18 protein-coding genes and 1 pseudogene are annotated in these 21488 nt (G+C 68.5%); 3 read left to right on the forward strand and 16 right to left on the reverse strand.

Features of this window, described 5'->3' with window-relative positions:
* Positions 1-3: 3 nt before the first annotated feature.
* Positions 4-1206 carry a serine hydrolase domain-containing protein gene (locus ACNQR1_RS22980; RefSeq protein WP_418050461.1) on the forward strand — a complete coding sequence of 401 codons (1203 nt, stop codon included), beginning with the start codon at positions 4-6 and terminating at the stop codon, positions 1204-1206.
* 1 nt (position 1207) lies between these two features.
* On the opposite strand, the gene ACNQR1_RS22985 is transcribed toward ACNQR1_RS22980, so the two are convergent.
* The 9 genes from ACNQR1_RS22985 to ACNQR1_RS23025 all read right to left on the reverse strand — a co-directional run bounded on the left by ACNQR1_RS22985 (position 1208) and on the right by ACNQR1_RS23025 (position 11417).
* Positions 1208-1399 (reverse strand): hypothetical protein, encoded by a 192-nt coding sequence (locus ACNQR1_RS22985; protein ID WP_418048005.1) that lies wholly within the window; start codon positions 1397-1399, stop codon positions 1208-1210.
* A gap of 55 nt (positions 1400-1454) precedes the next feature.
* A complete protein-coding gene (locus tag ACNQR1_RS22990) occupies positions 1455-4061 on the reverse strand; it encodes a LuxR C-terminal-related transcriptional regulator (protein WP_418048006.1) in 2607 nt (868 codons plus the stop codon).
* A 90-nt stretch (positions 4062-4151) separates the two neighbouring features.
* Complete coding sequence (locus tag ACNQR1_RS22995; protein ID WP_418048007.1) at positions 4152-4682, reverse strand: DinB family protein; 531 nt, start codon at positions 4680-4682, stop codon at positions 4152-4154.
* A 27-nt stretch (positions 4683-4709) separates the two neighbouring features.
* A complete protein-coding gene (locus tag ACNQR1_RS23000) occupies positions 4710-7388 on the reverse strand; it encodes a fumarate reductase/succinate dehydrogenase flavoprotein subunit (protein ID WP_418050462.1) in 2679 nt (892 codons plus the stop codon).
* Between the two features lie 5 nt (positions 7389-7393).
* Entirely contained in the window at positions 7394-8143 is a 750-nt protein-coding gene (locus tag ACNQR1_RS23005) for an ABC transporter ATP-binding protein (RefSeq protein WP_418048008.1), read from the reverse strand.
* A complete protein-coding gene (locus ACNQR1_RS23010; RefSeq protein ID WP_418050463.1) occupies positions 8140-8901 on the reverse strand; it encodes an ABC transporter permease in 762 nt (253 codons plus the stop codon). The genes ACNQR1_RS23005 and ACNQR1_RS23010 overlap by 4 nt, the downstream gene beginning before the upstream one ends.
* Before the next feature lie 95 nt (positions 8902-8996).
* Complete coding sequence (locus ACNQR1_RS23015; protein ID WP_418048009.1) at positions 8997-10427, reverse strand: ABC transporter substrate-binding protein; 1431 nt, start codon at positions 10425-10427, stop codon at positions 8997-8999.
* Positions 10428-10437: 10 nt separating this feature from the next.
* Positions 10438-10665 (reverse strand): 4Fe-4S dicluster domain-containing protein, encoded by a 228-nt coding sequence (locus tag ACNQR1_RS23020; RefSeq protein WP_003880761.1) that lies wholly within the window; start codon positions 10663-10665, stop codon positions 10438-10440.
* Positions 10662-11417: a GntR family transcriptional regulator gene (locus ACNQR1_RS23025; RefSeq protein WP_418048010.1), complete on the reverse strand. Its 756-nt coding sequence runs from the start codon at positions 11415-11417 to the stop codon at positions 10662-10664. The genes ACNQR1_RS23020 and ACNQR1_RS23025 overlap by 4 nt, the downstream gene beginning before the upstream one ends.
* A gap of 267 nt (positions 11418-11684) precedes the next feature.
* On the opposite strand from ACNQR1_RS23025, the gene ACNQR1_RS23030 reads away from it, so the two are divergent.
* Complete coding sequence (locus tag ACNQR1_RS23030; RefSeq protein ID WP_418048011.1) at positions 11685-13214, forward strand: DUF222 domain-containing protein; 1530 nt, start codon at positions 11685-11687, stop codon at positions 13212-13214.
* Positions 13215-13260: 46 nt separating this feature from the next.
* Here the strand turns inward: ACNQR1_RS23030 and ACNQR1_RS23035 are convergent, their stop codons facing one another.
* The 4 genes from ACNQR1_RS23035 to ACNQR1_RS23050 form a co-directional block, all read right to left on the reverse strand.
* Positions 13261-15516, reverse strand: a complete 2256-nt coding sequence (locus tag ACNQR1_RS23035) for a molybdopterin-dependent oxidoreductase (RefSeq protein ID WP_418048012.1) — start codon at positions 15514-15516, stop codon at positions 13261-13263.
* A 99-nt stretch (positions 15517-15615) separates the two neighbouring features.
* On the reverse strand, positions 15616-16104 hold the full coding sequence (gene nusB / locus ACNQR1_RS23040) for a transcription antitermination factor NusB (protein ID WP_418048013.1): 489 nt from the start codon (positions 16102-16104) through the stop codon (positions 15616-15618).
* A gap of 2 nt (positions 16105-16106) precedes the next feature.
* On the reverse strand, positions 16107-16670 hold the full coding sequence (gene efp / locus ACNQR1_RS23045; protein WP_418048014.1) for an elongation factor P: 564 nt from the start codon (positions 16668-16670) through the stop codon (positions 16107-16109).
* A gap of 24 nt (positions 16671-16694) precedes the next feature.
* Positions 16695-17780 carry an aminopeptidase P family protein gene (locus ACNQR1_RS23050; protein WP_418048015.1) on the reverse strand — a complete coding sequence of 362 codons (1086 nt, stop codon included), beginning with the start codon at positions 17778-17780 and terminating at the stop codon, positions 16695-16697.
* Between the two features lie 33 nt (positions 17781-17813).
* Here ACNQR1_RS23050 and ACNQR1_RS23055 point away from each other — a divergent pair, with 33 nt between their 5' ends.
* The gene (locus ACNQR1_RS23055) at positions 17814-18386 is read left to right on the forward strand and encodes a B-4DMT family transporter (protein ID WP_418048016.1); all 573 of its coding nucleotides are present in this window, start codon (positions 17814-17816) and stop codon (positions 18384-18386) included.
* A 55-nt stretch (positions 18387-18441) separates the two neighbouring features.
* On the opposite strand, the gene aroB is transcribed toward ACNQR1_RS23055, so the two are convergent.
* From aroB to aroC, 3 genes and pseudogenes are all read right to left on the reverse strand, one after another.
* Positions 18442-19521, reverse strand: coding sequence for a 3-dehydroquinate synthase (aroB, locus tag ACNQR1_RS23060; protein WP_418048017.1), 1080 nt, complete (start codon positions 19519-19521; stop codon positions 18442-18444).
* Between the two features lie 211 nt (positions 19522-19732).
* Positions 19733-20239: pseudogene (locus ACNQR1_RS23065) on the reverse strand (shikimate kinase); the annotation flags it as partial.
* Positions 20239-21465: a chorismate synthase gene (gene aroC / locus ACNQR1_RS23070; RefSeq protein WP_418050464.1), complete on the reverse strand. Its 1227-nt coding sequence runs from the start codon at positions 21463-21465 to the stop codon at positions 20239-20241. The pseudogene ACNQR1_RS23065 and the gene aroC, both read right to left, overlap by 1 nt.
* Positions 21466-21488 lie beyond the last annotated feature (23 nt).

Below are 21488 nucleotides of genomic sequence, written 5' to 3' on the forward strand. Positions count from 1 at the left end.
CGGATGAACCTCGACGGCAATCAGACGTCCATCCGGGAGGCGATCGACGCCGGGCTGTTGGCCGGCGCGGTCACGCTGGTGTGGCAGGCGGGCAACGTGCTCCAGGTGAACGCCCTGGGGCACCGCGACGTCGACGCCCGGCTGCCGATGCAGCGGGACACCATCTTCCGGATCGCCTCCATGACAAAGCCTGTCACGGTGGCCGCGGCGATGACGCTGGCCGAGGAGGGCAAGCTCGCGCTGAACGAGCCCGTGACGAGATGGCTGCCGGAGCTGGCCGACATGCGTGTGCTGCGCGAGGCGCGCGGACCACTGGACCGCACCGAGCCCGCACGGCGCCCCATCACCTTCGACGACCTGATGACCCATCGCAGCGGCCTGGCCTACGTGTTCTCGGTGCTGGGTCCGCTGGCATCGGCCTACGGCAAGCTGTCGCTGCGTCAGGACCAGGATCGCTGGCTGGCCGAGGTGGCCAAACTGCCGTTGGCCCATCAGCCAGGGGAACGGCTCACCTACAGCCACTCCACCGACGTGCTGGGGATCGCGCTGTCCCGCATCGAGGGCAAGCCGCTGTCGCAGGTGCTGTCCGAGCGGATCTTCACGCCGCTGGGCATGTCCGACACCGGGTTCTCGGTCGACGCGGCCGGCCGGCGCCGGTCGGCGACGATGTACCAGCTGACGCCGGACAACAAGCTCACCCACGACGTGATGGGTCCGGCACCGATCACCGATCCCCCGTTCTGCACGGGCGGGGCGGGGCTGTTCTCCACCGCCGACGACTATTTGACGTTCGCCCGGATGTTGCTGGGCGGCGGCACGGTCGACGGCGTCCGTGTGCTGTCCGAAGAGTCGGTACGGCTGATGCGTGCCGACCGGCTCACCCCCGAACAGAAGCAGCACCAGTTTCTCGGAGCCCCGTTCTGGGTCGGCCGGGGCTTCGGCCTGAACCTGTCGGTGGTGACAGACCCGGCGAAGTCACGACAGCTGTTCGGCCCGGGCGGGTTGGGCACCTTCAGCTGGCCGGGCGCCTACGGCACCTGGTGGCAGGCCGACCCGTCCGCAGACCTGATCCTGATCTATCTGATCCAGAATCATCCGAATCTGGGCGTGGACGCCGCGGCCATCAGCGGCAACACCTCGCTGGCGAAACTGCAGACCGCACAACCCAAATTCGTCCGACGCACGTATCAGGCGCTGGAGCTCTGACTCACAGGCACTCGGCAGCAGCCAGTTTGGCCTCCGCGATCCGGTAGAGGCCGTCGAGTGCCGAGTCCTCGATGCTGAGGTATTCACAGACGACGTCGCGGGCGACCCCGGCGTCGCGCAGCCGCAATGCCAGCGAGTACGGCAGAGGCAGCTGCCGTAGCGCCTGTTCGCGGGTCTCGCCTTCGTCGGCCATGCGATCCAGGATGCGACGGTTCCGCCGGACCGAAGCGAGTAACCCCATACTCGAATCAGCGGTGCCGCCGGGGCAGCAGCGCGATCAGTCCGGCCCGGGTGGACACACCGGTTTTCGCCATCGCACGGTAGATGTGCCCCTCGACGGTGCGCACAGACAGCCGCAACCGGTCGGCGATCGCCCGGCTGGACAGCCCCGCACCGATCAGCATGGCGATCTCGCGTTCCCGGTCGGTCAGTGGCAGCCGCTCGACGGCGGCGAGCAATGCCGGGGTGGCCGCACCGCCGCACGCCTCGGCCAGGGCCGTGGCCCGGGCTGCCGACGCCATCGCCGAGCCGCGCATGTCCCTGCGGCGGTACGCCACCGCCGCGAGTCCGGCCGCGTCGGCCGCAGCCACCATATCGCCGAAGCCCTCGAATTCGCTTGATACCTTTGCCAACCCGTCGCCGTCATCGTGGGCGAGCGCGCGGCACAATGCGGTGGCAGCACCAACTCGCGGCCCCTCGACCAGTCCGGTCAACGTGTCGAGCCGATCCAGACGGGAATGGTCGCCGAACTGTGCCGCGGTCTGCAGGCACAACACCTCGGCCGCCAGTTGTCCGTTCGCCCCGGCGGCATCGGCCGCATCGAGCGCGATGGCAACGGCCTCCGAGACCGCACCCTGGGTCGCGGCCACCCAGGCCCGCACCAGGGTGTGTTCGTAGGCGAGATAGCGCCAGCTGGCATGACGGTATCCGTCGAGTTCTGTCAGGGTGCTTTCGTCTGCCAGACCCCGGATGGCCAGTGCGGTGACCCGGGGCAGGTGAAATCGGTAGCCGAACCCGTTGCGCTCCCCCGCGGCCCGCATCAGCTCGACCACCTGATCGAGCAGTTCGGCCACGAGACCGAGCTGCCCGGCTCCGGCAGCTGCCCGGCCCGTGAGCGCGAGACCGAACAGTTGTGCCGCGCCGGGCAGGTTCGCGGCGTGCCGGCTCAACTGCTCGGCCTCGTCGCGCGCCTCACGGATCCGCCCGGCCAGCAGCAGCGCACCGATGTGTGCGTCGGCGATGACGAACCGCGTATGAGCGGCGTCGAACGAACCGTCGGCGATGCGGTAACCAACCTGGGCGGCGGTGACGGCCTCGTCGGCGCGGCCGGCATCGCCGCACGACGCCGCCACCGCCCACGTGGTCACCGCACCCACGATGGCGGGCAGAGCGTCCAGATCCAGACCCCTGAAAGCGGCCCTGGCCCGTTCCGGATCACCCATCGCGGCCCAGTACACCGTGTAGAACGCGTCGATACAGGCGCGGGCGGCGGTCGGGATGTCCACCGCCGCGTCGTCGACATGCCGCTTGGCTCCCGACGGGTCGGCAAGTGACCACAACATGTTGGACGCCCGCAGGAAGGCCAGCCGGGCCCGTCCTTCGTCGGTGAGGTCGGCGATCTCGATGGCGTCGAGCACCGCGTCCGATTCCTCACCTCGGCTGAGCCACGACAAGGCATGCGCGCGAATGAATTTCGCCTCTGCGTCGGCGCCGGCCCCGATCGCCCCGTCAGCCAGCCGGTCGGCCAGCGACAGATCGGACAGCCACACCGCACCCTGCGCCGCCCGGGTCAACAACACGGGGTCGAGCGGCAGATCCGAATCGAGCATCAGTGTGGCCCGGCGGACCACCACCCGCATGGCGTCGCGGTCTTCCCGGTCACCGAGCGCGGTGGCCACCAGCCCCCGCAGCCGGCGCAGGCGAGAACCCGGCACCCGGTTGCGTCGCACCTCGGCGTAGAGCGGGTGGGCGACGCGGACCTCGCGGTCGGTGGAGTCGATCGTGATCAGCCCACGTGTCTCGGCAGCGGCCACGGAATCCGCGTCGGTGATGGCGGTCAGCCGGTCCAGCTGGATCGGCTCTGCCACCGCCAGCACATCGACCACCTCGCTCACCGCGGGCGGCAGCGCGCCGATCCTCGCCTCGATCAGTTCGACCAGCCCGGGCGGCATCACCGGATCGCCGGTCCACCGCCAGCATCCGTCCTGACAGGCGAGCCGGCCCTGGGTGACCTCCTGTTCGACGATGTTGCGAAGATAGAGCACGTTGCCGCGGGTCAGCCGCCACAACCGCTGCGCCGCTTCGTGATCGAGCGGCCCGCCGAGCGCGGCAGTCAGCAAACGGGTCGACTCGTCCCGGGACAACGGCTGAAGATCCAGCCGCTCGAACCTCCCGCGGTCGCACGCCACCTGAACCTCTGCAGGTACCGGCGAGCCCGTACGCACGGTGAGCAGGAGCTTGGCGGCGCCGCGCTGCACGATCTGCTGCAATACGAAGCCGGACAACCCGTCCAGCAGATGGGCGTCGTCGACACACACCAGCACCTGGTGGCCGTCCGACGCGGCGGTCAGACCGTCGATCACCCGGCCGACCAGTGCCACGCTGTCGGCGTCCGAGGTTCCCACCCATCGTGCGAACGTCCCCAGCGGCAGTGCTCGGGCAGCTGATGTGCCTACCGCCCAGCGGGTTTCGTGGCCGTTGCCGCCCGCTGTCGAGAGCGCTTCACGGGCGATACGGCTCTTGCCAACTCCGGCGGTTCCATAGATCACGATCCCGGACAGTTCGGCGGAGGCCAGCGCGGCGTCGATCAGCCGGCTCTCCTCCAACCGCCCCGTCAGCGGCCAGGCGAGTCGCACGCATCGAGATTAAGCCGAGGTCCGGTCGTTAGCAGCGTTAACGACGAACTTTGATTCCGTTCGGGAAAACCGGGTCGGGACCCGGCGCGGTCAGCGACCGGTGGTGCCGTCGATCAGTTCTCGCAGAATATCGGCGTGACCCGCATGGCGGCCGGTCTCTTCGATCATGTGGGTCAGCGCCCAACGGACGCTGGCCGCGGGCTTCCCCGGCCGCGATCGGGGAAGCGGTGCGGCGAGATCGTGGCAGCCGTCGAGCACCTCGTTGGCGCGCGCGACGGCATCCCGGTAGCGGGCGGCCACGTCGGCGATGCTGTGCGACGTTTCGACAGCGAACGTCGCCTGCCAATCGGTGACGTCCTCACCGAGGAAGATCCACCGTTCGACATAGGTCAGGTGATTGAGCAGGCCGAGCAGCGTGGTGCCCGATGGCACGGAGAACGTCCGTGCCATCGGCTCAGGCGCGCCGTCGACCTTCGCGGCGATCGAGGTGCGGAGGTAGTCGAGAAACCCCCGCAAGACCTCGGTTTCGCTGTTCGCGGTCCGCGGCGGCGGTTGGTCGTTCCTGCGCTGCTGGCTGGTGTGCACGATGCCCAGTATCAGCGCGGCGGCGCGCTGCGGCACGGATCTTGCCGTTCCGGCAAGGGCCGCTCAACCCGCGAGCGCCTGGCGGGCATATGCACGCACGTCGGCGTCACTGTCGTCGAGCGCGACGGTGAGGGCCTCACGAGCGGTCGATTCCGAGCCCGCCCACCTGCTCAGGCTCAGCACCGCCGCCTTGCGGACATCGAGATGCTGGTCGTCCAGCGCCCGCGACAGGGTGGGCACCGCCACCTCCGGCAAGGCCCCGGCCAATGCCCGGGCCGCGCCCTGACGGATCTGCCAGGCCGACTCGGTGAACGCCTTCTCGACACTGACGACGTCGTCGTCGGTGCAGCCGACCGCGCCGAGCGAAGCCAATGCCGCGGCCCGGACGAGCGGATCGGGATCACCCAGTGCCACGCGCACCGCATCGGCACCGGCGCGCAGGGTCGCGAGTCCGCCCACCGCGGCGATCCGCACTTCCCGGTTCTCGTCGGTGGCGGCCACCGCCACCCCGGAATGGTCGTCGACCGACACCAGGGCCCGCACGGCCTCGATCCGTACCCGGTGATCGGCGTCGGTCGATGCGAGCCGGTACGCCTGGGCGTTGCCCACGCGCCGGGAACTCAACAGGTACACCGTGACCGCGCGGACCACCGGGTCCGCGGACCCCAGCCGGTCGGCGAACGCGCCCGGGTCGGGAAGCACCTCGACGAGTTCACGTACCGCATCCGCGGTTTCCCGCCGCACCCCGGCGTCGTCATCGGCCAGTGCGGCGACCAACGCGGGCTGGTAGCCGTCGGGCAGATGCTCGACGAGGGTGGCGACCGCGGTTCGGCGCACCCCGGCGTCCGGATCGGCGAGGTAGGTGCTCAGGTCCTCCAGCGAGGGCTCCTCCAACGCCAGGACCGCGGCGATACGTGGCGACGGCGGCTGCGCGGACCCGGCCGGGCGGACCCTGCTGTGTTCGGCCGCGGGCGCCCTGCCGCGATGCAGGTCGGGTTGCTCGACGGTGGTCACCGGATCGTGCGACGTCAGGTGGTCCAGCTCGGGCACCGCGACGAAGTACGGCGCCACCGGCCGCTTCACGAACTTCATCGCGCCGTCGGCGTCCTTGTAGAGGTTGAGGTGGTAGCGCCACTGTGCGTCGTCACGCTCGGGCAGGTCGGCCCGCTCGTGGTACAGACCCCAGCGTGATTCGGTCCGGGTGAGCGAGGAACGGGCTGCCATCTCCGCGCAGTCGCGGATGAACGACACCTCCGCGGCGCGCATCAGTTCGTGCGGCGTGCGCGCCCCGATGCCCTCGACCTCGGCCGCCATGCGCTCGAAGGTCTGCACCGCGATCGACAACTTGGTGGCGGTCTTCGGCGGCGCCACATAGTCGTTGACGAACCGCCGCAGCTTGAACTCGACCTGCGGCTGCGGCGGACCGTCGGGGTGCCGCAGCGGACGGTAGATGAGCTCGTGGGCCTCCGCCACCTGGCCGGCCGGAAGCTCGCCGGGCGCAGCCACTTCCGACAGTGTCGAGGCCGCATGTTCGCCGGCGAGATCGCCGTAGACGAAGGCACCGATCATGTAGTTGTGTGGTACGCACGCGAGGTCGCCGGCCGCGTACAGGCCGGGCACCGTGGTGCGGGCATGCTCGTCCACCCACACACCGGACGCGGAATGCCCTGAGCACAAGCCGATCTCGGAGATGTGCATCTCGATGTCGTGAGTGCGGTAATCGTGCCCGCGGTTGGCGTGGAACGTTCCGCGGGTGGGTCGCTCCGTGGTGTGCAGGATGTTCTCCAGCGTGGTCAGCGTCTCGTCGGGCAGGTGGCTGACCTTGAGGTAGATCGGCCCGCGGGCCGATTCGATCTCTTCCTTGACCTCGGCCATCATCTGGCCCGACCAGTAGTCGGAGTCGACGAACCGCTCCCCCAGCGCATTGACCTGATAACCGCCGAACGGGTTGGCCACGTAGGCACATGCCGGGCCGTTGTAGTCCTTGATCAGCGGATTGACCTGGAAGCACTCGATCCCCGACAGTTCGGCGCCGGCGTGGTAGGCCATGGCGTATCCGTCACCGGCGTTGGTGGGGTTCTCGTAGGTGCCGTACAGGTACCCCGACGCGGGCAGACCGAGACGGCCGCACGCCCCGGTGGACAGGATGACAGCCTTGGCCGCGACGGTGACGAATTCTCCCGTGCGGGTGTTGAATGCGGCTGCGCCGACCGCCCTTCCCTGATCGGTCAGCACCCGTACCGGCATGAGCCGGTTCTCGATACGGATCTTCTCGCGCATCGATCGTTGGCGCAGCACCCGGTAGAGCGCCTTCTTGACGTCCTTGCCCTCTGGCATCGGCAGCACGTAGGAGCCGGATCGGTGGACGCGCCGCACGGCGTACTCACCGTGCTCGTCCTTCTCGAATTTGACTCCGTACCGCTCCAGCCGCTGCACCATGGCGAATCCACGGGTTGCGGTCTGATAGACGGTGCGTTGGTTGACGATTCCGTCGTTGGCGCGGGTGATCTCGGCGACGTAGTCCTCAGGCTCGGCCTTGCCCGGGATGACGGCGTTGTTGACGCCGTCCATGCCCATGGCCAGGGCACCGGAATGCCGGACATGGGCCTTCTCCAGCAGCAACACCTGGGCACCGTTCTCGGCAGCGGTGAGCGCGGCCATCGTACCGGCGGTGCCGCCACCGATCACCAGCACGTCGCAGTCGATGCGGACGGGGTCGGTGAAGTCGGGGATCTCGGTCAGTTCGGTCACGGTTGCTCCAGGGCGGCAATGATCTCGGCGCGCAGCGCGGATCGTTCGGGGTGATCGGTTCGGGGCAGGCCCACCTCGATGAGGGCCCGCAACGGGTGCCCGGCGCGACCGAGCACCGCGACGCGGTCCCCGAGCGTGAGCGCTTCGTCGACGTCGTGGGTGACGAACACGATCGTGGTGGGATGGGCCTGCCAGGTGTCGATCAGCAACCGCTGCATGGCTGCCCGGGTCTGGGTGTCCAGTGCCGCGAACGGCTCGTCCATCATCACCGCCCGCGGTGCGCCCGCCAGGCCGCGGGCGAGCTGAACCCGCTGCCGCATACCACCGGACAGGTTCTTCGGCAGGAAGTCGGCGAACCCGGACAGCCCGACCTCGGCGATCCAGCGGTCGGCCCGTTCCTTGCGCCCGGCCTTCGGTTCACCGCGGAGTTGCAGGGCCAGTTCGATATTGGACCGTACCGTCCGCCACGGCAGCAGCGCGCTGTCCTGGAACACCATGCCCCGGTCCCGTGAGGTGGTGGTGACCGGATCGCCGTCGGCCAGCACCCGGCCGCCGTCTGGCCGCAACAGTCCGGTCAACGCGCGCAACACCGTGGACTTGCCGCATCCCGACGGACCGGTGAGCACCAAGATCTCACCGGGCTCGACGGTGAGACTCAGGTCGTCGATCACCGGAGTACCGGTGTAGGACAGCCGGATTCGGTCAAGCTCGAGTCGCATGCCAGTGGCAGTCGTGACAGCGGTCATCTGTTCGCCTCCTCACCACGGGGCAGCCAGCGGGTCACCCGGCGGCCGATCAGTTCGACCGCCGCGGCGGTGAGGAAACCGAGGACGCCGATCGTGATGATGCCGACGAACACGTCGGGATAGTTCAGCACCGTGTAGGCCTGCCAGGTGCGGTAGCCGACACCGAGGCGGCCCGAGATCATCTCGGCCGAGACCACGCAGATCCAGGCCACCCCCATGCCGACCGAGAGTCCGCCGAACAGCCCCGGCAGGATGCCCGGCAGCACCACCTGGCGCAGCACGTCGAGGCGGCCACCGCCGAGCGTGCGCACCGAGTCCTCCCAGATGGTCGGCAGGGCACGCACCGCATGCCGGACACTCACCATGATCGGGAAGTAGGCGGCCAGGAACGTGATGAACACGATTCCCGCCTCATCGTTGGGGAACAGCAGGATCGCCACCGGCACCATGGCGATGGCCGGTATCGGCCGGGCCAATTCGGTGAGTGGTCCGAAGATGTCGGCGAACAACGCGGTGCGCCCCAGCAGGATTCCGGTGATCACACCGACCACCGCGGCGATCCCGAACCCGGTGAGAATCCGGATCAGCGACTGCCCGAGGTCCAGCCAGTACTCCGGCGTGCCCAGCCGGTTCACCAGGGCCGCAGTGATTTCGGTGACGGTCGGCAAAGTGTCGAACCGCAGGCCCAGCCGCACATCGTTGGCGGTCAGCAGCTGCCAGAGGACGACCGCCCCGACCACCGACGCCAACCGCACCAGACGACGCGGCCAGACCGAGGATGCGCGCCGGGAATGCTCCGCCTCCGGCGGGGCCGGGGGGTCACCTACCGCAACGGGCGGGATATCGGTTGTGGTCACACCGCACCTGCCAGGGCCTGCCGGTAGTCGACGATCGCCGCGCCGGGATGCGCGGCCGCATAGCGTTCGGCACCCGCCTGGGTACCGAAGGGCAGGTACCCCTCGGCACCGGGCGACGGCAGGCGCACCCACACGGCCTTGTCCGCGAACCACCGAGTGCCCAGCTCGGCGTCGGAGACGTAGGCGGCCCGGACCTTCTTGCCCTCGGCTTCTGCCTGCCGGATCGCCTTGAGCAGGCAGACCGGCGTCGCGGCCGCGGCGGTGGTGTCCGACCCGTCGAGCCAGAGTTCACCGGCCGTGGCGGGGTTGTCGACGGCGGTGTTGCACACCGGGTCTGTGCCGCTCAACGCCGACGGGTTGACGTTGGAGTTCAATGCCTTGTCGTAATCCTGACCACGCGCGGAGTACGCGGCCCGCAGCGGTCCGTCCTGTACGAAACCGGTCACATCGAGGTCGGCGAAGTTGTCGATCGACTTCAGATAGGGCACATCGCCTTTGAGCGCATCCACCAGCGACGGCTTGAGCGTGGTGTCGAAAGAGGTGCCGCCCGGCCCGTTGTACAGATAGACGACCTCCTGCGGCAGCCCACTGCCCTCGGCCACCAGGCGCGCCGCCTCCAACGGCTTGGTGTTGAGGAAGTCGGTGGCATCGAGTTGCGCCTGCAGGAAGGCGTCGAGCACCTCCGGATGTTCTGCCGCATACGCCCGGCGTACCACCACGCCGTGCAGGGTCGGGTAATTCAGTTCGGCACCGTCGTACAGCAGCTTGGCCTTGCCCTGGTGAACCAGCAGACCCGGCCAGGCGACGAACTGCGAAAGCGCTTGGACCTGACCGGATTCCAGCGACGACGCGCCGACCTGGGGCTGCTGGTTGAGCACCTCGACACCGGTCTTGGCGTCGATCCCGGCCTTGCCGAGGGCTTGTACCAGCATGCCGTGGCCGGCCGAGCCGACACTGGCCGAGACCTTCTTCCCGGCCAGGTCGGTCAACGACTTGGCCGGCGAATCCGGCGCCACCACAACCATGTTCAGCGCGCCTTTCGGGTTGTACCCGGTGACCGAGACGATCTCGGTCTTGGCGCGTTCGTTGGCCTGCGTCTTGGACCCGTTGATGAGCATCGGGTAATCGCCCATCGAACCGATGTCGATCTTCTCGGCCACCATCTGCGCGGTGATCGGGGCACCGGTGTCGTAGTCCTGCCACGTCACGTTGTACTTGGTGCCGGTACGGGTGGTGATGTCGGCAAGGCGGCGTTCCAGGTACCCCTGGGCGCGCAACAGGGTGCCTGCGGTGACGGTGTTGATGGTCTTGGACTGGTAGCCGACGACGACGTCGACGGTGTCGGAAGACTTCGTCGCAGAGTCCAGGGAGCAACCGGCGGTCGCGAGGGTCAGACCGGCGGTCAGGGCGATCAGGGCTGTTTTCACATCGGGTCCTCTAGCGGATGAGATAGGGCATGTTGACGGTGACGGCGCCGGTGGGACAGCGGGCCGCGCACGGGCCGCAGTACCAGCACTCGTCGACGTGCATGAAGGCCTTGCCGTTCTCGGGATTGATCGCCAGCGAATCCAGCGGACACACGTCGACGCACAGCGTGCAGCCCTCGATACACAGGGACTCGTCGATGGTCACCGGGACATCGGCGCGTTGATTGACCAGCGTCATGCATCTCTCCTAACGAGGTTGCCGCGCATGGTGATTCGATCACCACGCATTCTGATGTACTCCAGGTCGACGGGCGTGCCGTCGTCCAGACTCGTGAGCCGTTCGGCCATCAGCAGCGCGGATCCGGCGGGCACCTGTAGCGTCGCCGCGGTATGCGGGTCCGCCGAAACCGCCTCCAGCGCAAGACTCGCCCCGCCCAGGCGGTGCCCGCTGACCCGTTCGATGAGCGCGAAGATGTCGTTGCTCTCCAGGGCATGACCGATCACCTGCTCGCCGATCTCGGGAGCCAGGTAGGTCAGATCCAGCGACAGCGGCAGGTCGGCGAGATAGCGCAGCCGCTCGATGAAGACCACCTGGGCGCCGGGCTCGACGGCGAGCTTGCGGGCCACTGCGGGCGGGGCCGAGAGCCGCTGCACCGCACGGACTTCGTTGCGGACGTCGCCGTAGTCCTTGAAGGTCTCCTTGAGCCCCACCAACGCGTCCAGGCCGTGGTCGTACTTGCGGCCCGCCACGTGCGTGCCCACCTTGGTGCCGCGGTCGATCAAACCCTCGGTCTTGAGGACGGCGAGGGCTTCACGGACGGTGTTGCGGGAGACGAAGAATTCGGCGGCCAGGTCCGCCTCGGCAGGCAGGGCGTCGGCATAGGTCCCCTCGTAGATCTGGTGGCGCAGCACGTCGGCCACCTGCCGGGCCCGATCGGCACGGGCACGGCGATTCGGCAGCGATACGGGACGGGCTTCGGGCTGCGACACGCACTCAAGGTAAGGGGCTTTTCAGGGCACCCGCAGTGCGGCGGATACGCCGTCGACGCAGGTTAACTGATTGCGCCGCCGACCGACCCGGAAGTACCTGGCGAAACCGCGAGGCCGACCGGCATTACGCCACCTCGGCCCCGACAAGAATTTACAAATCGCGATGATCGAAACATCGCCGCACCAGCCCGAGAAACTTTGGCCACTTTTGCCTCGCCAGTACCAATTCACGGTTTGTTGTCAGGGTATCGAACTAGTGTTCGAATCATGAAGTTCGGGTTGGCACTGGACCGGGACGCGCTGCATACCGCGCTGGCCGGTCACCACGCCGCGACGGCGTCGCTGGTCGATGTCGATTTCACCAGGTTCGCCACCGCGGAATTGTTGGCGCTGCAATCCCAGCGGGAGCACCACGCCCGCACCGAGGCGATGATCGATCACCGGATCCAGGCCGCTCTGATGGCTCAGGCCACCCCGCACGAGATCGGCGGCAAGTCCTGGAAGGATGTGCTGGCCACCCGGATGCGGATCAGCGGCAAGGAAGCATCCCGCCGCGTGGCCGCAGCCGCCGAGTTGGGGCCGCGATATGCCATCGGCGGTGAGGTGCTGGAGCCACTGCTGCCCGCGTGTGCCGATGCGCTGTTGTCAGGCTCGATCAACCCCGAACACATCACGATCATCCGCGACACCGTGGCCAAGGCCGAGAAATACGTCAGCACCGCCGAACTCGGCCAGATCGAATCGGACCTGGTGGCCGCTGCGACCCGCGACACCCCAGAAACACTCAAAGCTGCCGCCGACAAACTGCTGTACCTCCTGAACCAGGACGGCGACAGCCCCGACATCGCCGCCCACCTGCGCGGTCTGCGGATCGGCAAACAGGACGCCGACGGACTGGTGCACGTCCAGGGTTGGCTGGACCCCGAGGCAGCGTCGTATCTCACGGCTGTCACCGGCGTGTGGGGTCAACCCGGCATCAACAACCCCGATGACCAACAGCCGGTCCACAACCCCACACCCAACCCACTCGACATGCCCGGTGCCCCTGACGCCGAAGGCAATGCGGCAGACACCGACCTACCGGGGGCCGGCCTGGCCGACCCGCAGGCTCCTGCCGCTGCCGGCGCCACAGACCCTGACGCCGACACCGCCGAGCAGGCTCAACTAGAGCAGCAGGCCGCCGCAGCCCGGGATACCCGGACCCAAGCCCAGCGCAACCACGACGCACTCAAAATGGCGCTGCGCGAAGTGCTGATGTCCAAACGACTCGGCCAACACGGCGGCCTACCGGTCACCGTCGTCGTCTCCACCACCCTGGCCGAACTCGAAGCCGGCGCCGGCATCGCCGTCACCGGGTCAGGCATCCGCATGCCGATGCACGACCTGATCCGGCTGGCAGAACACAGCTTCCACTACCTCATCGTGTACCAACACCACACCGCGCAACCGCTCTACATGGCCCGCACCACCCGCCTGGCCACCAAAGCCCAACGCCTACTGCTCTACAACCGCGATCGCGGCTGCACCCGACCCGGATGCACCGCACCCGCCGACCACTGCCAGGCCCACCACGCCAAAGCCGACTGGCAACACGGCGGTCAGACTGACGCCCCCGACCTCGCACTGAGTTGCGGACCCGACAACCGCCTCGTCGGGCTGGGCTGGACCACCAGCGTCGACCCCGACACCGGCCGCATCCACTGGCACCCGCCGCCCCTGATGGATACGGGGCAGGACACCCTCAACCACCACTTCCACCCCGAGGAACTCTTGGTTCCACCGGAACGAGGTTCTTGACGCGGCCACGCAGCCACGCAGGCGTGCAACGTGATCGAGTTCCGCTCTAAGCCTCGGTGAGCGTTCGGCTGACGGTCACCGGGATGCCGTTGAGCGCGCCGTTCCCCGACGGCTCGTCGAGGAAATCGGGCAGCGACAGGATGTTGGTGTTGACCCCCGGCGACGCGTTGGCGACACCGAGCCGCGTACCGGGCTGACCATGGCCCCAGCCGTGCGGCATCGACACCACTCCCGGCTTGATCGCGTCGGTCACCTCTACCGGGACCACGACCTTCCCGCCTGCTGACGCCACTTCCGCGTCGTCACCATCGGAGATCCTCCTGGCGGCCGCATCCCGGCTGTGCATCAGCAGAGTGCACCGGTCGCGACCCTTCATCAACGCGCCGACGTTGTGCAGCCACGAGTTGTTGGACCGCAGGTGGCGCCGGCTCACCAACACCAGTTCATCGGGGGCCCGATCGAGCCGCTCGGCCAGCCGCGGCAGGTCGTCGAGCAGATACTGCGGCGCCAGCCGGATCTTCCGGTCGGCGGTACCGAGCACGTCCGGCACCCGCGGCACCATGGGGCCGTAGTTGATTCCGTCCGGGTGGGCCTTGAGCTTGTCCAGCGTCAGGCCGTCGGGGTTCTCGCCGTACCGGTCGCCGAACGCGGCGGTCCGCAGCGTCAGATCGAGCATCCGTTCCGGGCCGCCGTGGTCGTAATGCTTGCGGATCTCGGCGCCGTCGAGACCCTGGGTGAAACACAGGTAGTCGAACCAGCCGTCATCGAGCGCGGCGATGTCGACATCCTCGGCCGGCGTGCCGGTGCACAGCCCGGTCAGGCGGATCAGGATCTCCCATTCCTCCGGGGCGTCGCGATCCTCGCGGTGGAATACCGGCGGGGAGTACCGGGCGAAGCTGTTGACCGCCGCACCCAGCAGCAGGTCGGCGGAGTGCGGCTGTTCGAGCGCCGAGGCCCCGGGCAGGATGACGTCGGCGTGCCGGGTGGTCTCGTTGAGCCACAGGTCCACCGAGATCATCGCGTCCAGCTTCGGCAGCGCCTCGTCGAGTTTGTCGCCGCCGGGGGTGGACAGCACCGGGTTGCCCGCGACGGTGATCAGGGCCTTGAGCTGCCCCTCCCCTGGCGTGGTGATCTCCTCGAGCATGCATGACACCGGCACCTGTCCGAGCACCTCTTTGGCGCCACGAACCCGGGTGCGGTAGCGGCCGAAGTTCGGCGCCCCGTCCTCAAGGCCCGGGATCGGCTGGCTCGTGACCGTCCACGCCGTCGGCGTGGCGAACATCGCGCCGCCGGGGGTGTCGAAGTGACCGGTGACGATGTTGACCACGTCCACCAGCCAGCTGGCCAGGCTGCCGAACTCCTGATTGCAGGTGCCGATCCGGCCGTAGACGACCGCGCGCGGTGTCCCGGCCAGCTCACGCGCCAGTGCACGAATACGCTCCGCGTCGATACCCGTTGCCGCAGAAACTTTTTCGGGCGACCAATCGGCGACCGCCTGCTGCAGGGTCGGCACTCCGTCGAGGTGGCGCTCCAACTCGCCGAGGTTGACCAGCCCCTCGTCGAACACGGTGTGGACGACGCCGAGCAGCAGTGCCGCGTCCGTGCCGGGCGTGATCGGCAACCACTCGTCGGCCTTGGCGGCGGTCGCGGTGCGCACCGGGTCGATGACGATCACCTTGCCGCGCTTACGGATACCGCCGATGATGCCCATCACGTCGGGGGCGGCCAGCAACGAGCCCTGCGACGCCGCCGGGTTGGCGCCCATGACCACCAGCAGATCGGTGCGCTGGATGTCCGGCGTCGGGAAGGCCCACCAGCTGCCGTACATCAGGTGCGACGACAGGTTCTTGGGCCACTGGTCGATGGTGCCCGGCGAGTAGGTGATCGGCATGCCGGACAGGCCGAGCAGGATCGCCGAGTAGCGCGACAGCGAAAACGAGTGCGCCAGAGGATTTCCGGTATACGCCGCGACCGCGCCGATGCCGTACTTCTCGATGACCGGGGCGAGCAGTTCGGTGCAGCGACGGAACGCGGTGTCCCAGTCGACCTCGTGCCACTCGCCGTCGACCTTGATCATCGGCCGGCGGATCCGGTCGGGGTCGTCGTGCAGCGCGGCCAGCGACGCACCTTTCGGGCAGATGTGGCCCGCGCTCCACTGGTCGGACTTGTTCGGCCGAACGCTCGCAACCTTGCCGCCGGAGACCTGAATCTCCAAGCCGCACATGGCCTCACAGAGCGGGCAGGCGTGCAGGTGCAGGCCGTCCTCGCCGACGTCCGCGATTCTTCCCGGCTCGTGTCCCATCAGCGGCCTCCGATGTTGTTACGTGTGACTACACACGTAACAACATCGTGGCACTGCACGGCATCGATGGTCCCGATGTCCGGGACACATCTTTGGTTCCTACTGCTCGGGTCGGTCCTGGACCGCGCCCTGAACGGCTGCGGCGGCGGCGCGGATCTGCGGGGTCACCAGCATCACCTGGCCCAGTACGCCGTTGACGAATCCGGGCGAGTCATCGGTCGACAGCTCTTTGGCGAGCTCGACGGCCTCGTCCACGGCGACGGGCTCCGGGACGTCCTCGGCATGCAGCAGTTCCCAGACCGCCACCCGGAGGATGGCGCGGTCCACGGCGGGCAGCCGCTCCAGCGTCCACCCCTGCAGGTGCGCCGAGATGAGGTCGTCGATGTGGGCGGCGTGCTCGGTGACACCGCGCGCCACCGACACCGTGTAGGGATTGAGCGGGGTGACGTCGGGCTGATCCTCGGCCAGCGCGGCACGGCCATCGGCCACCGCCTCCGGCGTCAGACCGCGCGCCTCGGCCTCGAACAGCAGATCCACGGCGCGCTTGCGGGCCTGGTGACGGCCCCGGTCGCCACGGCGGTCAGGCATGGTCAGCCATTCACGCGGCCGAGGTAGCTACCGTCGCGGGTGTCGACCTTGAGCTTGTCGCCGGTGTTGATGAACAGCGGAACCTGGATCTCGGCGCCGGTCTCCATGGTGGCGGGCTTGGTGCCTGCGCTGGAACGGTCGCCCTGAAGGCCGGGCTCGGTGTGGGACACCTCGAGCTCGACGGACACCGGCAGTTCCAGGTACAGCGGGGCGGACTCGTGGAAGGCGATCTGCACCGGCAGGCTCTCCAGCAGGAAGTCGGCCAGCCGGCCGACAAGCGCCTCGGACAGCGGATGCTGGTTGAAGTCCTCGGAATCCATGAAGACGAAGTCGCTGCCGTCGCGGTACAGGTAGGTGGCGTCGCGGCGGTCCACGGTGGCGGTCTCCACCTTCACGCCGGCGTTGTAGGTCTTGTCGACGACCTTGCCGGACACCACGTTCTTCAGCTTCGTCCGCACGAAGGCCGGGCCCTTGCCCGGCTTGACATGCTGGAATTCGACGATCTGCCACAGCTGTCCGTCGATCTGCAGGACGAGCCCGTTCTTGAAGTCGGCAGTCGATGCCATGAGGGTGTAGCTCCTAAGCTTTTGTCACAAAATGGCCAGTTCCTTGGGGAACCGGGTAAGCAGGTCGGGTGCCGACTCTCCGACGACCAGGGTGTCCTCGATCCGGACACCGCCGCGATCGGGCAAGTAGACACCTGGCTCAACGGTGACCGCAGAGCCAGCAAGCAGTGTACCGGCGGCAGCGGCATTGATTCCCGGCGCTTCGTGGATCTGCAGCCCGACACCGTGTCCGAGGCCGTGGCCGAAGTTGTCGCCGTAGCCGGCATCGGCGATGACCTGGCGCGATGCGGCGTCCACCGCGCTCAGCGACACTCCGGGAGCCAACGCGTCGCACCCCGCCTGCTGCGCGGTGGCCACCAGCCCATAGATGTCGCGCTGCCAGTCGGCCGCGGGGCCCAGCACGAACGTGCGCGTCATGTCGGAGTGGTAACCCTCCACCAGGGCGCCGAAATCGATCTTGACGAAGTCCCCCGCGGCGAGCACCGCCTCCGTGGGCCGGTGGTGCGGGATGGCAGAGTTCGTGCCCGTCGCCACGATGGTCTCGAAGGACGGCCCGTCGGCACCGTGATCGAGCATCAGGGCTTCCAGCTCGTTGCGCACCTCACGCTCGGTGCGGCCGGGACGCAGACCACCCCGCTCCAGCAGGTCCATCAGCGCCGCGTCGGCGGCCTCGCAGGCCAATCGCAGCATCGCGATCTCCCCGACGTCCTTGATCTCGCGCAGGGCCTCCACGGTGCCCGCGGCGCGTACCCACTCGACCGTGTCGCCGGCCGCCTTCTTCAGCGCCGCATAGGCGTCCACGGTCACCACATGGCTCTCGAAACCCAGCCGCAGGGCTCCGGCGCGGGCGGCGCGCCCGGCGAGGTGCGACCCGCAGGCCCGCTCGATGACCACCTCGGCGTCCGGCGACTGGTGCGCGGCCTGCGTGCGGTAGCGCCCGTCGGTGGCCAGCACCGGCGTGGTGTCCTCGGCGAGGATCAGCAGGGCGGCGTTGGAACCGGTGAATCCGGACAGATAACGCACGTTGACCAGGTCAGTTACCAACATCGCGTCCAGGCCCCGCTCGGTCAGCCGACGCCGCAGCCGATCCCTGCGCTGGGAAATAGTCACGGTCTGTGACGCTACTCGCTACAGTGTGCCCCCATGAGCAAGTGGTTACTGCGCGGAGTGGTGTTCGCAACAGCGATGGTCATCGTGCGCTTACTGCAAGGAGCACTGATCAACGCCTCGCCGGGTAACGCCACCTGGTTCAGCCTGGGGCTGGTCACGTTGTTCGGCATCGGGGTGCTGATCTGGGGCCTGTTCGACGGTCAGGCCGACGCCCGTGCCAACCCGGATCCGGATCGTCGGGCCGACATGGCGATGACCTGGCTGATCGCCGGTCTGTTCGCCGGGATCGTCAGCGGCGCGGTGGCCTGGTTCATCGGGCTCTTCTACAAGAGCCTCTACACCGATGCACTGCTGAACGAGGTCACCACGTTCGCGGCGTTCACCGCGCTGCTGGTGTTCCTGCTCGGCGTGGCGGGCGTGACGGTGGGCCGCTGGTTGGTGGACCGCAAGGCCCCGCCGAGGCCGCGCCAGCGCCACCATGGCCTGGCAGCCGACGATCGCGCCGACACCGACGTGTTCGCCGCGGTGAGCGCCAACGGCGCGTCAGAACGTGCCGACGCCGATGCGACCTCGCCGGTCGACTACCCCGAGCAACCCAAGCAGTAGCGAGCTCCTGCCCGCCAGGGCAGATCGAAGATTCAGGGGCACGTGGCGCGGACCGTCAGGTCCGCGCCACTTCTGCGTATGCGGCCGCCAACAGCGACGGATCCGGGCCTTCCAGGCGGCCCGGCTTGGCCAGCCCGTCGAGCACGACGAACCGCAGGACACCCGAACGGTTCTTCTTGTCGCCTGCCATGTAGTCCATCAGCTGGGGCAGCGCGTCGCCGTCGTAGCTGACCGGAAGGCCCAGCGCGGTCAGCACCGAACGGTGCCGGTCGGCGGTCTCGTCGTCGAGGCGTCCGGCGAGCCGGCCCAGTTCGGCGGCGAACACCAGTCCCACCGACACCGCGGCGCCGTGGCGCCACTTGTAGCGTTCGCGGCGCTCGATGGCGTGCGCGAGGGTGTGGCCGTAGTTCAGGATCTCGCGCAGTGCCGATTCCTTCTCGTCGGCAGCAACCACCTCGGCCTTGACCGCGATGGCCCGGCGGATGAGCTCGGGCAGGACAGTCCCGGTGGGATCGAGCGCGGCCTCGGGATCGGCCTCGATCAGGTCGAGGATGACCGGATCGGCGATGAAACCGGCTTTCACGATCTCGGCCATTCCGGCGACGATCTCGTTGCGCGGCAACGTTTCCAAGGTGGCGAGGTCCACCAGCACCGCAGCCGGCTGATGGAACGCACCGACGAGGTTCTTGCCGGCGTCGGTGTTGATCCCGGTCTTGCCGCCCACCGCCGCATCGACCATGCCCAGCAGGGTGGTCGGCACGTGCACGATGTCGACACCGCGCAGCCAGGTGGCCGCAGCAAAGCCCGCGACGTCGGTCGCCGCTCCCCCGCCCAGGCTGACCACCGCGTCCTTACGGCCGATGCCGATGCGCCCCAACACTTCCCAGATGAAGCCCACGACAGGCAGTTCCTTGCCCGCCTCCGCATCCGGGATCTCGATGCGGTGGGCTTCAATTCCCTTGTCGGCCAAGTGTTGCCGGACAGCTTCGGCGGTCTGGGTCAACACCGGCTGATGCAGGATCGCCACCTTGTGACGCCCTTCGAGCGTGTTTCCCAGCTCCCCGAGCAGGCCGGTCCCGATGATGACCGGGTAGGGCCGGTCCACCAGTACCTCGACGATTACCGGGTCAGTCATCATGTCGCTCCGCGTTGCGAGCGGCCAGGGCCGCGGGGGTGGGTATGGCTGCAGGTTCAGTGCTGGAAGGGGTCGCCGGGGGCGTGCCACTCTTGGCCTCGGAGCCCGAAGAGGATCCTGACGCCGCCCCACGCCGCCACGGTGGGCGGCGCCGGCGGCGCTTGGCCGTCCGTTGCTGTTGTGCCTGTTTCTGCGGCGGCTTCTGGGTCGGGGGGCTTTCCAGCCGCGTGACGATGGTGCGTACCACCGCCCCCGGATTGCGCCGGTTGGTGTTGATCCGCATGGTCGCGACCCGGCGGTAGAGCGGCACCCGTTCGGACATCAGCGCACGGAACTTCTCCGCCCGGTCGGGCCCGGCCAGCAGTGGCCGGACCGTGGAACCGCCCGTGCGGCGCACCCCCTCGGCCGCGCTGATCTCCAGATAGACGACGGTGTGACCGGCCAGTGCGGCACGCACCCCAGGGGTGGTGACGGCGCCGCCGCCCAGGGACAGCACACCGTCATGGGTGGCCAGCGCCGAGCGGATGACCTCTTCCTCGATACGTCGGAACTCCGCCTCGCCGTCGGTCGCGAAGATGTCGGCGATGGTGCGGCCGGTGGTCTCCTCGATCGCGGCGTCGGTGTCGAGCATCGTGAGGTCGAGCGCCTTGGCCAGCCGGCGGCCGATGGTCGACTTGCCCGAGCCCGGCAGGCCGATCAGTACCGCCTTGGGGGCCATCAGCCCAAGGCCTGCGCCGCCGGCTCGCGCTCGGCATCATCCGGACCCGCTCCTCGCGTGCGCACGGCCCGCAGGTAGGCGTCGATGTTGGCGCGGGTCTCGGTCAGCGAGTCCCCACCGAACTTCTCCAGCACTGCGCGGGCCACCACCAGCGCGACCATGGTCTCCACCACCACGCCGGCGGCCGGCACCGCGCACACATCGGAACGCTGGTGGATGGCGACGGCTTCTTCGCCGGTCGCCATGTCGACGGTCGCCAGCGCCCGCGGGACGGTCGAGATCGGCTTCATCGCGGCCCGGACCCGCAGCGCCTGGCCGTTGGTCATGCCACCTTCCAGGCCGCCGGCCCGGTTGGTGGAACGCAGGACCCCGTCGGGGCCGGGGTACATCTCGTCGTGGGCGACGCTGCCGCGACGGCGCGCGGTCTCGAAGCCGTCGCCGATCTCGACGCCCTTGATGGCCTGGATACCCATCACCGCGGCGGCGAGCTGGCTGTCGAGGCGGTTGTCGCCACTGGTGAACGAGCCCAACCCGATCGGCAGCCCCTCGACCACGACCTCGACCACACCGCCGAGGGTGTCGCCGTCCTTCTTGGCGTCCTCGATCTCGGCGATCATGGCCGCCTCGGCGTCCTTGTCGAAGGCCCGGACCGGGCTGTCGTCGATCGCCGCCAGGTCGGAGAACTGCGGTGGCGGACCGTCGTAGGGCTTGGACGCGCCGATGGAGATGACGTGCGAGACCACCTCGACACCGAGCGCAGCACGCAGGAAGGCGCGGGCCACGGTGCCTGCGGCCACCCGAGCGGCGGTCTCACGTGCGCTGGCACGTTCCAGTACCGGGCGGGCGTCGTCGAAGCCGTACTTGAGCATGCCGGCGTAGTCGGCGTGGCCCGGGCGGGGACGGGTCAGCGGGGCGTTACGCGCCACATCGAGTTCGGCCGGGTCCACCGGGTCCGGAGACATCACGGTCTCCCACTTGGGCCATTCGGTGTTGCCGATCTCGATGGCGATCGGGCCGCCCAGGGTGGTGCCGTGACGGACCCCGGCCAGCATGGTGACCTGGTCCTGTTCGAACTTCATCCGGGCACCCCGGCCGTAGCCGAGACGACGACGCTTGAGCTGCGCCCCGATCTCCTCGGAGGTGATGGGTACGCCGGCAACCATCCCCTCGAGCATGGCCACCAGGGCGCGGCCGTGGGATTCACCAGCTGTGGTCCAACGCAACACGGCTGTCATTCTCCCACGTCGGG

This window comes from Mycobacterium sp. 48b (assembly GCF_048282725.1).
Classification (GTDB): Bacteria; Actinomycetota; Actinomycetes; order Mycobacteriales; family Mycobacteriaceae; genus Mycobacterium.

Excerpts from the sequence above, each read along its gene's own strand:
- ACNQR1_RS23035 (WP_418048012.1), bottom strand. The coding sequence starts at position 15,516 with ATGGGACACGAGCCGGGAAGAATCGCGGACGTCGGCGAGGACGGCCTG.
- efp (WP_418048014.1), bottom strand. The coding sequence starts at position 16,670 with ATGGCATCGACTGCCGACTTCAAGAACGGGCTCGTCCTGCAGATCGAC.
- ACNQR1_RS22985 (WP_418048005.1), bottom strand. The coding sequence starts at position 1,399 with ATGGCCGACGAAGGCGAGACCCGCGAACAGGCGCTACGGCAGCTGCCT.
- ACNQR1_RS23055 (WP_418048016.1), top strand. The coding sequence starts at position 17,814 with ATGAGCAAGTGGTTACTGCGCGGAGTGGTGTTCGCAACAGCGATGGTC.
- ACNQR1_RS23005 (WP_418048008.1), bottom strand. The coding sequence starts at position 8,143 with ATGACCGCTGTCACGACTGCCACTGGCATGCGACTCGAGCTTGACCGA.
- nusB (WP_418048013.1), bottom strand. The coding sequence starts at position 16,104 with ATGCCTGACCGCCGTGGCGACCGGGGCCGTCACCAGGCCCGCAAGCGC.
- ACNQR1_RS23030 (WP_418048011.1), top strand. The coding sequence starts at position 11,685 with ATGAAGTTCGGGTTGGCACTGGACCGGGACGCGCTGCATACCGCGCTG.
- aroB (WP_418048017.1), bottom strand. The coding sequence starts at position 19,521 with ATGACTGACCCGGTAATCGTCGAGGTACTGGTGGACCGGCCCTACCCG.
- ACNQR1_RS23020 (WP_003880761.1), bottom strand. The coding sequence starts at position 10,665 with ATGACGCTGGTCAATCAACGCGCCGATGTCCCGGTGACCATCGACGAG.
- ACNQR1_RS22980 (WP_418050461.1), top strand. The coding sequence starts at position 4 with ATGAACCTCGACGGCAATCAGACGTCCATCCGGGAGGCGATCGACGCC.